This is a genomic window from Streptomyces sp. NPDC006265 (assembly GCF_040613555.1).
Classification (GTDB): domain Bacteria; phylum Actinomycetota; class Actinomycetes; order Streptomycetales; family Streptomycetaceae; genus Streptomyces.
The window spans coordinates 1-10951 of the sequence record NZ_JBEXSH010000226.1 but is presented as its reverse complement, the minus strand read 5'-3'; the positions used below and the strand labels follow the sequence as shown (position 1 = coordinate 10951).

At 71.3% G+C, this 10951-nt stretch carries 10 protein-coding genes; 6 read left to right on the top strand and 4 right to left on the bottom strand.

What is annotated here, in order from left to right:
- On the bottom strand, positions 1-1368 hold a 1368-nt coding region (locus ABZ281_RS19640), incomplete at its 3' end, for a sensor histidine kinase (RefSeq protein ID WP_356657113.1).
- 188 nt (positions 1369-1556) lie between these two features.
- Between ABZ281_RS19640 and ABZ281_RS19635 the strand changes: the two genes are divergently transcribed.
- Positions 1557-2948 carry a cation:dicarboxylase symporter family transporter gene (locus ABZ281_RS19635; RefSeq protein ID WP_356657111.1) on the top strand — a complete coding sequence of 464 codons (1392 nt, stop codon included), beginning with the start codon at positions 1557-1559 and terminating at the stop codon, positions 2946-2948.
- Between the two features lie 80 nt (positions 2949-3028).
- Here ABZ281_RS19635 and ABZ281_RS19630 read toward each other — a convergent pair whose 3' ends face one another.
- Positions 3029-3643 (bottom strand): TetR/AcrR family transcriptional regulator, encoded by a 615-nt coding sequence (locus ABZ281_RS19630; RefSeq protein WP_356657109.1) that lies wholly within the window; start codon positions 3641-3643, stop codon positions 3029-3031.
- 109 nt (positions 3644-3752) lie between these two features.
- On the opposite strand from ABZ281_RS19630, the gene ABZ281_RS19625 reads away from it, so the two are divergent.
- Positions 3753-5426: a DHA2 family efflux MFS transporter permease subunit gene (locus ABZ281_RS19625; protein WP_356657107.1), complete on the top strand. Its 1674-nt coding sequence runs from the start codon at positions 3753-3755 to the stop codon at positions 5424-5426.
- A gap of 502 nt (positions 5427-5928) precedes the next feature.
- Here the strand turns inward: ABZ281_RS19625 and ABZ281_RS19620 are convergent.
- Positions 5929-6849, bottom strand: coding sequence for an aldo/keto reductase (locus ABZ281_RS19620; RefSeq protein ID WP_356657105.1), 921 nt, complete (start codon positions 6847-6849; stop codon positions 5929-5931).
- Between the two features lies 1 nt (position 6850).
- A complete protein-coding gene (locus ABZ281_RS19615; RefSeq protein ID WP_356657103.1) occupies positions 6851-7765 on the bottom strand; it encodes an NAD-dependent epimerase/dehydratase family protein in 915 nt (304 codons plus the stop codon).
- Between the two features lie 45 nt (positions 7766-7810).
- Here ABZ281_RS19615 and ABZ281_RS19610 point away from each other — a divergent pair, with 45 nt between their 5' ends.
- The 4 genes from ABZ281_RS19610 to ABZ281_RS19595 form a co-directional block, all read left to right on the top strand.
- The gene (locus tag ABZ281_RS19610) at positions 7811-8320 is read left to right on the top strand and encodes an Lrp/AsnC family transcriptional regulator (RefSeq protein WP_356657101.1); all 510 of its coding nucleotides are present in this window, start codon (positions 7811-7813) and stop codon (positions 8318-8320) included.
- A gap of 29 nt (positions 8321-8349) precedes the next feature.
- Positions 8350-8778, top strand: coding sequence for a MerR family transcriptional regulator (locus ABZ281_RS19605; protein WP_356657099.1), 429 nt, complete (start codon positions 8350-8352; stop codon positions 8776-8778).
- Between the two features lie 5 nt (positions 8779-8783).
- Positions 8784-9098 carry a thioredoxin family protein gene (locus ABZ281_RS19600; RefSeq protein WP_356657097.1) on the top strand — a complete coding sequence of 105 codons (315 nt, stop codon included), beginning with the start codon at positions 8784-8786 and terminating at the stop codon, positions 9096-9098.
- A gap of 194 nt (positions 9099-9292) precedes the next feature.
- Positions 9293-10951: UvrD-helicase domain-containing protein (locus tag ABZ281_RS19595; protein WP_356657095.1), on the top strand; the 1659-nt coding region annotated here is incomplete at its 3' end.

Genomic DNA, 10951 nt, shown 5'->3' with positions numbered 1-10951 from the left:
GCCCACTCCAGGGCGTTGGCCATGAACTCGACCGGCATGAGCACCGTCCAGTGCCGCGTCGACGGCGTTGTCGATCAGGTTGCCGAGGATGGTCACCAGGTCCCGCGCCGGCAGGGTCTCGGGCAGCAGGCCGTCGTCCAGGCTGCTGTCCTCCGACACCATCAGCTCCACGCCCCGCTCGTTCGCCTGGGCGGTCTTGCCCAGCAGCAGTGCCGCCAGTACCGGCTCGCTCACCGCCGCGACGACCTGGTCGGTCAGTGCCTGCGCCAGCTCCAGCTCGGCCGTCGCGAACTCCACCGCTTCCTCCGCCCGGCCCAGCTCGATCAGCGAGACGACCGTGTGCAGCCGGTTCGCCGCCTCGTGCGCCTGTGAGCGCAGCGCCTGTGTGAAACCCCGTTCGGAGTCCAACTCGCCCATCAAGGACTGGAGTTCGGTGACATCGCGCAGGGTGACGACCGTGCCGCGCCGCTCACCGCCCGACACCGGCGAGGTGTTGATGACCAAGACGCGGGACGCCGTCAGATGCACCTCGTCGACCCGGGGCTCCGAGGCGAGCAGGGCACCCGTCAGCGGGGCCGGCAGCCCCAGCTCCGCCACCGACCTGCCCACCACGTCCCCGGGCACGCCGAGCAACTCCCGACCTCCGTCGTTGATCAGCGCCACACGGTACTGCCCGTCCAGCATCAGCAGCCCCTCGCGTACGGCGTGCAGGGCGGCCTGATGGTAGTCGTGCATCCGGCTGAGCTCGGTCGCGTTCATGCCATGGGTGTGGCGGCGCAGCCGGGCGTTGACGACGTAGGTGCCGACCGCGCCCAGCACCAGCGCGCCGGCCGCGACGCCGAGCAGGGCCGTCAGCTGGTCCTGGACCCGCTGGGTGATCTGCTCGACCCGGATCCCCGCGCTGACCAGGCCGACCACCCTGTTGCCGTCCTGGATCGGGGTGACGGCGCGTACCGACGGGCCGAGCGTGCCGGTGTAGGTCTCGGTGAAGGTCTGGCCCTTCAGGGCCCGCTCGGTGTGCCCCTGGAAGGTCTGGCCGATCTGCCGGGGGTCGGGGTGCGTCCAGCGGATGGCCCGGGGGTCCATGATCGTGATGAAGTCGACCTCGGTGTCCCGCATCACCTTCAGCGCGTACGGCTGGAGCTCGGCGGTCGGGTCGTCGGTGCGGGTCGCGGCCAGCACGGACGGGGAATCGGCCACCGAGCGTGCCACCGCCCTGGCCTGGCGCGTCGCGGCCTCCTCGGCCTGACTGCGGTCGCTGACGTAGGTGAACAGCGCGTATCCGGCCACGACGACCGCTATCAGGACGGCCTGCATGGCGAAGAGCTGGCCCGCCAGACTGCGGGGACCGGGGACGGTGAGGCGCATGCCGTCAGTCTGCACCGTGGCTGATTGTGAACTAAATGAACGGAAGGGTGACCGCGCTCACAGAGCAGGACATAGTCACGGCATTCCCCATAACGCATCTCCGGGAGTCCCGCTCCGAGATTCCCGGAGTCTCCCCGGACGTGAGCCGCACGCCGGTGATGCCGACGACGTCGTCAAGGAGGGCCGCCGTGACCAGCGCAGCCGATACGGCACCTGCCGCACGCAAACCCAAGCGGGACCGCACGCACTATCTCTACATCGCGGTGATCATCGCGGTCGCCGCCGGTATCGCGGTGGGTCTGGCCGCACCGGAATTCGCGCAAGAGCTGAAGCCGATCGGCACGGGGTTCGTGGCCCTGATCAAGATGATGATCTCGCCGATCATCTTCTGCACGATCGTGCTGGGCATCGGCTCGGTACGCAAGGCCGCCAAGGTCGGTGCCGTCGGCGGTATCGCCCTGGGCTACTTCATGGTGATGTCGCTGGTCGCGCTGGGCATCGGCCTGGTCGTCGGCAACATTCTGGAGCCGGGCACGGGGCTGGCGGTGACCGACGCGGTCAAGGACGTCGGCCACGCTCAGGTCGACGCCGAGGCCAAGGACACCACGGAGTTCCTGCTCGGCATCATCCCGACCACGATCGTGTCGGCGTTCACCAACGAGTCGGTCCTGCAGACCCTGCTGATCGCCCTGCTCGCCGGTTTCGCCCTGCAAGGCATGGGCTCGGCCGGCCAGCCGATCCTGCGCGGCATCGAGCACATCCAGCGGCTCGTCTTCCGCATCCTCGCGATGATCATGTGGGCCGCCCCGATCGGTGCCTTCGGCGCCATCGCCGCCGTCACCGGCTCCGCGGGCGTGGAAGCGCTCAAGAGCCTCGCCGTGCTGATGCTCGGCTTCTACGCGACCTGTTTCCTGTTCGTCTTCATCGTGCTCGGCGCCCTGCTGCGGGCCATCTCCGGCCTGAACATCTTCTCGCTGTTCAAGTACCTGGGCCGGGAGTTCCTGCTGATTCTGTCCACCTCCTCCTCCGAGTCCGCGCTGCCGCGGCTCATCGCGAAGATGGAGCACCTGGGCGTCAGCAAGCCGGTGGTCGGCATCACGGTTCCGACCGGCTACTCCTTCAACCTCGACGGCACCATGATCTACATGACCATGGCCTCGCTGTTCATCGCCGACGCCATGGGCACGCCGATGTCGATCGGTGAGCAGATCCCGCTGCTGCTCTTCCTGCTGGTCGCCTCCAAGGGCGCCGCCGGTGTCACCGGCGCCGGCCTCGCGACCCTGGCCGGTGGCCTGCAGTCGCACAAGCCGGCCCTGGTGGACGGCATCGGCCTCATCGTCGGCATCGACCGCTTCATGAGCGAGGCCCGCGCCCTGACCAACTTCGCGGGCAACGCCGTCGCCACGGTGCTGATCGGCACCTGGACCAAGGAGATCGACAAGGACCGCGTGAACCAGGTCCTCGCCGGTCAGCTGCCCTTCGACGAGAAGACCCTGCTGGACGACGGCCACGACGGCCCGTCCGGGGACCACGTCGAGGTTCCCGAGCAGGGCGGCGAGAAGGAGCTGGCGAAGGCCTGACGGCCGCGCCGCCCCTATGGAATCCGGGCGGCTGGGTGTCCCCCCGTCGCTCAGCCGCCCGGTCCACACAGCACGACAGATCAAGCGTTCAGCTTCGCCACCAGCTCGGTGGCCTTCGAGGCGGGCACGCCCGCCGCGGTCAGTACGGTGACCGCGGCGCAGCGGCCCGCCTCTCGCGCTGCCAGCACGCCGTCGTTCACGGCCTCCATCACGGCGAACAGCATCTGCTCGTGCACGTACGCCAGGGCCGGAGCCGGCAGCGGTGAGCGGAAGACGTCCTCGTCCAGCCCGCGCTGCAGCAGCCCGATGCTCTCCTGGCGGACCGGGGCGAGCCGCTCCCGGATGCCCTGCATGGTGACCGTGCGCTGGGCGAGCGCGACCAGCAGCCGGTAGCGGTCGGCGATCGCCCACACCGCCAGCACCGAGCGCGCCACGGCCTCCGCCGGGTCCCGCACGTCCTCGCGGCCCGCCGCGTGCGCCGCCGACAGCGCCCCCACGGCCTCGTCGACGAGCGTGCTGATCAGCGCCTCGCGGCTCGGGAAGTGCCCGTACACCGTCCGCCGTACGACGCCCGCGGCCCGTGCGATCTGGTCCATCGACGCGTCGGGGTCGCGCAGCAGCTCGGCGAGGGCGACGTCGAGGATGCGGCGGCGGTTGGTGTCGGCGCGGCTGGTTCCCGTGGTCATGGACGTCATTGTGCCCCTTCCCGCAGCGAGTTGCACAGTGCTGTGCAACGGCGTAGATTGCACATCGTTGTGTAAATGCACAGCCATGTGCAAATCAGCGAGGAAGGCACCCCCTGCCATGCGACTCGTCATGAACGAACCGACCGAGAGGACGGACCGCCCCTACGCCCGCCGCTGGTGGGCGCTCCTCGTGCTCTGCCTCAGCCTGCTGATCATCGTGATGGCCAACACCGCCCTCACCGTCGCCGCGCCCGACATGACCGCGGACCTCGGCCTGAACAGCGCCGACCTCCAGTGGGTGATCGACGGCTACACCGTCCCCTACGCCGCGCTGATGCTGCTGCTCGGCGCGATAGGCGACAAGTACAGCCGCCGGGGCGCGCTCGTCCTCGGGCTGGTGGTGTTCGCGGGCGGCTCCGTCTTCGGTTACCTCGCCGACAGTTCCACGACGGTCATCGCCGCACGGGCCGTGATGGGCGCCGGCGCCGCGATGATCATGCCCGCCACGCTGTCCCTCCTCGCCTCGACCTTCCCGCGCGCCGAACGGGCCAAGGCCATCACCCTGTGGACCGCCACGGCCGGTCTCGCCATCGCGGCCGGACCACTGGTCGCCGGTGCGCTGCTCGCGGACCACGGCTGGTCGTCGACGTTCCTCATCAACGTCCCCATCGCGGTCCTGGCCATCCTCGGCGCCTTCGTCCTCGTACCGCCGTCCAAGTCCGCGGACCGCGGGCGCATCGACTACGGCGGCGGACTGCTGTCGGTGGTGTGGATCGCCGCGCTGATCTACATGATCATCGAGGGTCCGCACTTCGGCTGGGGCGTCAAGGCCGTCATGGCGGCGGTCGTCGCCGGAGCCGCGCTCGTCGCCTTCGTCGTCTGGGAGCTGCGCCACCCGCGCCCCCTGCTCGACGTCCGCCGCTTCACCCACCGCGGCTTCGCGGGCTCCAACCTCGCCGTCGCCCTGTTCTTCCTGGCGGTCTTCGGCGCCTTCTACTACCTGACGCAGCACCTCCAGTTCGTCCTCGGCTACGACGCCCTGGACACGGGCCTGCGGATGCTGCCGCTGGCGGGCGCCGTGTTCGCGGGGGCGGCCCTCACCGGCTTCCTCACGCCCCGGGTCGGCATGAAGTGGACCGTCACGGCCGGCATGGTCGGCGGCACGGCGGCCCTGGCGCTCCTCACCCGGGTCGACGCCGGTTCGTCGTACGTCGATTTCGTCGCGCCCCTGGTCGTTCTCGGCCTCTCCATCGGGCTCGCGCTGTCGCCCTGCACCGACGCGATCATGGGGGCCTTCCCGGAGTCGGAGCTGGGCGTCGGCGGCGCGGTGAACGACACGTCGCTGGAGCTCGGCGGCTCGCTGGGCATCGCCATCCTGGGCTCGCTGCTGGCGACGTCGTACTCCGGCCACCTCTCGGACGCCACGGCCGGCAGCAAGCTCCCCGCCTCCTCCCTGTCCACCGCCCAGGACTCCGTCGGAGCCGGGTACGCCGTCGCCCAGGGCATCGGCGCCAAGGCCCGGCAGCTCGCCGAGCAGGCCGCGCACACCAGTGACCCCCAGCAGGCGGAGCGACTCCGGGCCCAGGCCGAGCAACTCGGCGGCGGCGCCCGGAAGATGACCGACGCGGTCGGATCCGCGTTCTCCGACGCGGTCGCCCACACCAGCCTGATCGGGGCCGTGATCCTGGGCATCGGCACGGTGGTGGCGGCGCTGCTCCTGCCCGGCAAGGAGAAGACGGTGGCCGAGCCCGCGGACGAGAGCAAGGAACTGGAGTCCGCCGGGGCCCGCTAGGCCGTGTCCGCTAAGTCCCGCCGTTCGCCCCCGGGCAGGCGGGACTTAGCGCAGACGGCGGCCCATGACCTGTCGCAAGAGCGGCGCCACCGCCGATGGGCGGCGGGCGCCGCATGCGTGCACGCTCCGGCGTGGTCCGGCCGGGCCGGTCCGTCATGGTGGCCGGGTCCGTGACGGTCTGCGGTCCGCTCGTTGCGGGGCCGGTACGGCGGCGCATAGGTGACCGGGGCCAGACGGGCACTGGCCCGGTCGTCTCGTCTGGCCGGACATGTGCGCTGCGTTGGCCGGGTCCGTGGGTCTGCGGTCCGCTCGTTCCCGGGGCCGGTACGGCGGCGCGTTGGTGACCGGAGCTACCCGCTCGCTCCTTGAACCGGTACCGCGGCACGCAGGTGACCGGAGCCGGCCGCGCACCGGCCCGGCCGTCTCGGACAGCCGGACACGTTCGCCGAGTTGGCCGAGTCCGTGACCGCCTGCGGCCGCTCGCCCCCCGCAGTCGGGACGGCTACGCCCGCGTGACCGGCGCCGGGCGCGCCCCGCCCCCGGTCGCCGCGTTCAGCCGGGCCGTCTCCTCCGCGGTGAGCAGCAGATCCGCCGCGGCCGCCGAGTCCCTGATCGTGCGCGGCCGGGTCGCCCCCGGGATCGGGACGACCGCCGGGGAGTGGGCCAGCAGCCAGGCCAGGCCCACCTGTTGGGGACTGACACCGCGCTCCGCCGCCACCGCGTGGAACGCGGCGAAGCGCTCCGCCCCCTCCGTGCGCGACGGCCCGTCCAGGGAGCTGCGGGACAGTCCACCCAGCGGGCTCCACGGCAGGAACGCCAGCCCCAGTTCCGCGCACAGCCGCAGCTCCGTCTCACTGTCCCGGACGGCGGGGGAGTACCGGTTCTGCACCGACACCAGCCGGTCGCCGAGGATCTCCCGAGCCCGGCGGATCTGGTCCGCGTCCGCGTTGGACACACCGGCCAGCCGGATCGTGCCCGCGTCGAGCAGCTCGTGCAGCGCGCCGACCGATTCCTCGAAGGGCACCGAGGGGTCGGGCTTGTGCAGTTGGTAGAGGCCGATCGCCTCCACGCCCAGCCGCTCGCGCGACGCCTCGGCGGCGGCCTTGAGGTGACGGGGGCAGCCGTTCACCGTCCAGTCGCCGCCCGCCGGGCGGCCGCGGCCGCCCTTCGTCGCCACCAGGACGTCGGAGGTGTCACCGCCGTAGGCGGCCAGCGCGCGGGCCACCAGGCGTTCGTTGTGCCCGGGCTCCGCGCCCGGCAGATGGTACGAGTCGGCCGTGTCCAGCAGCGTCACGCCCGCGTCGAGTGCGGCGTGCACGGTGGCCAGGGCGCGCTCCTCGTCCGGCCGGCTCTCGATGGACAGCGGCATCGCGCCGAGCCCGACCGCGCTCACCCGCAGCCCGCCGAGTGTCCTGTAGCGCATGTCAGCCGCCCTTCCCGAGCGTCTCGGCGACGGCACGCGGCAGCCACTGCCGGGCCTCGCCGAAGGTGAAGCCGAGCCGGGTGGCCCGGCCGTTGTCCATGCCGTAGGAGCGGCGGAAGGAGAACGGCGAGACCTCACCGACCTCCACGGTCCGGAACACCGCCCGGCCGCCGGGGACATGAGCGGCGACCGCCGCGCACAGCTCCTCGGTGCTCAGCGCCCCGGAGGAGGCGGCGTTCACCGCGCCGGTGAAGTCTTCGCCCGCCGCCCAGGCCAGGAAGCGGGCGATCTCCTCGACGTACACATACGTGGCCGGCCGGTTCACCGCGGGCACGGCGATCGGCTCGCCGGTGCGCATCCGCTCGGCGTAGTGGGCCAGCCTGCCCGTGAAGTCGTCGTCCCCGCCCAGCACATGGGCCACCCGCACCGCCGTGTACGGCAGTGCCGCGCCACCGGCGGCGAAGACCGCCTCGGCCTGGCGCTTGCCCTCCCCGTAGTGGGCCTCCAGGAACGCGGGGTCGTCCCAGGGGAGTTCGCGGTCGACGGTGACGGTGGCCGGGTCGACGGCCTCCTCGCGCACGAGGACGGGGGAGTCCTCGTACTCGTACACCTCGACCGTCGAGGTCATCACATAGCGGCGGGTGCGCCCGGAGAAGACGCGGCGGGCGATCGCGGCCTGGCGCGGGGTGTAGCAGACCTGGTCGACGACGACGTCGAAGACCCGCGAGCCGAGCGTACCGGCCAGCGACCTTTCGTCGTCCCGGTCGGCGCGCAGGTGCGCCACCCCGGCGGGCGGCGGGGAGGACCCCCGGTTCAGTACGGTGACGCGGTGCCCCGCGGCGAGCAGCCGTGCGAGCAGACGCTTTCCGACGTAAGGGTTCCCGCCGATGACCAGGACGTCCAGAGCCTTTTCCATGGCCATAATTCTCCCGGCGTACATCCGCGCTCTGAAGGGGGAACCATGGGAGTTCAGGCCTCCGCACCGAAAGAACCACGGCAGTTGCGCACTGCCGCCGACGAAACATCGGCCTCCTTCGATGCGCTGGACCGGCAGATCCTGCTGCTGCTCCAGACCGACGGCCGGATCAAGCTCAGCGAGCTCGGCCGCCGGGTCAGGCTCAGCCCCGCGGCCGTCACCGAGCGGGTACGGCGACTGGAGGCGGCGGGCGTGATCAGCGGCTACGGCGCCCGCGTCGTGCCGGCCCGCCTCGGCTACGGCATCCAGGCGTTCATCCGCGTGAACCCGCACGGCGGCTACACCCTCAAGCACCCCAGGACCCTGGAGCTGATCGAGCGCCCCGAGATCACCGAGGTGCACCACGTGGTCGGGGAGGACTGCTGGATCCTCAAGGTCGCCGTCCGCGACACCGTCCACCTGGAGGACGTCCTGGAGGACGTCTCCGTGCTCGGGCGCACCACGACGTCGATCGTGCTGACCTCCCCGGTGGAGTGCAAACCACTGTTGCCTTGACGCCGGGGTCAAGGATTACGTTCGTGTGCATGCGAATCGGCGAGCTGGCCGCACGGGCCGGGACCACGACGCGGACGCTGCGGTACTACGAGTCACGGGGGCTGCTGCCCGCGCGGCGCGCGGGCAACGGATACCGGGCCTACGACGAGAGCGACCTGCGGCTGCTGCGGCAGATCAGGACGCTCCAGGACTTCGGGTTCGACCTGGAGGAGACGCGGCCCTTCGTGGAGTGCCTGCGCGCCGGGCATCCGGAGGGCGACTCCTGCCCGGCGTCGCTCGCGGTCTACCGGCGCAAGCTGGATGAGCTCGACGCGCTGATCGGCCAGCTGAGCGGGGTACGGGACACCGTCGCGCGGCAGCTGGAGAAGGCCGAGCTGGCGCGCGACGGGCTGGCCGCCGAGGCGGAGGTTCCGGGCGGTCCGGAACCCGCATGCGAGCTGGGAGGGGACACATGGTGACCGGCGTGACCGATGTGACGGACGCGGACTTCGAGGCGGAGGTGATCGGCGCGGAGCTGCCGGTGCTGGTGGAGTTCACCGCCGACTGGTGCCCGCCCTGCCGGCAGATGGGCCCGGTGCTCAAGGCCCTCGCCTCCGAGGAGGGCGACCGGCTGAAGGTCGTGCAGCTGGACGTCGACTCCAACCCGCAGACGACCAACGCCTACAAGGTGCTCTCGATGCCGACCTTCATGGTGTTCCGCGGCGGCGAGCCCGTGAAGTCGATGGTGGGGGCCCGGGCCAAGCGGCGGCTGCTGGAGGAGCTGGCCGACGTGCTGTGAGCGGCCGCCCGAAACACGACCCCGGATACAGGAAATCCCCCGAGCAATTGCGCTCGGGGGATTTCCCCGCGTATATTTGTTTGTTCGTGACTTCAAACGGATTGAAGCCCGTTGAAAGTCACAGTGAAGTTCAGTGAGCACAGTATATTCGGGCGGGAGCGGAATTGTCAAACACCGAATTTCCGGACGATGAATTGCGACAGGAACAGGAATTCATCGACGGGTTGTACGCGCGCGTGGACGCGCTGCGCGGCGACGCCGAGACCTCAGTCACGGACGCGCTCGCACAGGGCAACACCCCCATGCAGGCCAGACTCGAGCGGGACATCCTCGTGGCCGAGCGCTCCGGGCTGCTCGCCGCGCTGAACGCGGTGGACGGCTCCCTGTGCTTCGGCCGGATCGACCTCACCTCGGGCGTCACCCACCGCATCGGCCGGATCGGCCTGCGCACCGACGACGCGGAGCGCACCCCCGTCCTCATCGACTGGCGTGCCGACGTCGCCCGCCCCTTCTACCTGGCCACCGGCCACACCCCGATGGGCCTCAGGCGCCGGCGGCACATCGCCACCGACGGCCGCCGGGTCACCCATCTGCACGACGAGATCCTCGACCTCGGCGACCAGACCCGCACCGGCCACGAGGACCCGACGGGCGACGCCGTCCTGCTCGCCGCCCTCGACTCGGCGCGCACCGGCCGCATGAGCGACATCGTGCAGACCATCCAGGCCGACCAGGACCGCATCATCCGCGCCCCGCACCGCGGCGTCATGGTGGTCGAGGGCGGCCCGGGCACGGGCAAGACGGCCGTCGCCCTGCACCGCGCCGCCTACCTGCTCTACGAGCACCGGGAACTGCTCGCCAAGCGGGCCGTGCTGATCGTCGGGCCCAACCCGGCGTTCCTCGGCTACATCGGCGAGGTGCTGCCCTCCCTCGGCGAGACCGGTGTGCTCCTCGCGACCGTGGGCGAGCTGTTCCCCGGGGTGAAAGCGAGCGCGACCGACACACCCGAGGCCGCCGTGGTGAAGGGCCGGGCCGACATGGCCGACATCCTCGCCGAGGTCGTCCGCGGCCGGCAGGCGCTGCCCGACCCGGTGATCGCCATCGAGCACGACCGCGAGGTCCTCATGCTCGACGACGGCCTGGTGGGCGTCGCCCGCGAGCGCACCCGTGGCGCCAAGCTGCCGCACAACGCCGCCCGCGAGCACTTCGAGGGCCACATCCTCAACGCCCTCACCGACCTGTACGCGGAGCGGATCGGCACCGACCCCTTCGACGGGTCCAGCCTGCTCGACCCCAGCGACGTCACCCAGATCCGCGACGACCTCGCCGAGAACCCCGACGTCTGGTCCGCCATCGACCAGCTGTGGCCGGTGCTCACCCCGCAGCGGCTCGTCGCCGACTTCCTCGCCGCACCCGAGGAGTTCCTGTCCGCCGAGGATGCCGCGGCCGTACGCCGCCCGGTGACCCGGCGCTGGACGGTCGCGGACGTGCCGCTGCTCGACGAGGCCGCCGAACTCCTCGGCGACGACGACCGGCTGGCCCGGGAGCGGGCCGCACGCGAGCGTCAGGAACAGATCGCCTACGCGCAGGGCGTGCTGGAGGTGTCCTACGCCTCCCGGACCTACGAGTTCGAGGACAAGGAGGAGGGCGACCCCGAGGGCTCCGAGGTGTTGTCCGCGCACGACATCATCGACGCCGAGCGGTTCGCCGAGCGGCACGAGGAGGACGACCACCGCAGCGCCGCCGAACGCGCCGCGGCCGACCGCACCTGGGCGTTCGGGCACATCATCGTCGACGAGGCGCAGGAGCTGTCGCCGATGGCGTGGCGGCTGCTGATGCGGCGCAGCCCGACC

Bases quoted from the DNA above. Each gene is read 5' to 3' on its own strand.
- ABZ281_RS19630 (WP_356657109.1), bottom strand. From the start codon at position 3,643: ATGACGTCCATGACCACGGGAACCAGCCGCGCCGACACCAACCGCCGC.
- ABZ281_RS19625 (WP_356657107.1), top strand. From the start codon at position 3,753: ATGCGACTCGTCATGAACGAACCGACCGAGAGGACGGACCGCCCCTAC.
- ABZ281_RS19620 (WP_356657105.1), bottom strand. From the start codon at position 6,849: ATGCGCTACAGGACACTCGGCGGGCTGCGGGTGAGCGCGGTCGGGCTC.
- ABZ281_RS19615 (WP_356657103.1), bottom strand. From the start codon at position 7,765: ATGGAAAAGGCTCTGGACGTCCTGGTCATCGGCGGGAACCCTTACGTC.
- ABZ281_RS19610 (WP_356657101.1), top strand. From the start codon at position 7,811: ATGGGAGTTCAGGCCTCCGCACCGAAAGAACCACGGCAGTTGCGCACT.
- ABZ281_RS19605 (WP_356657099.1), top strand. From the start codon at position 8,350: ATGCGAATCGGCGAGCTGGCCGCACGGGCCGGGACCACGACGCGGACG.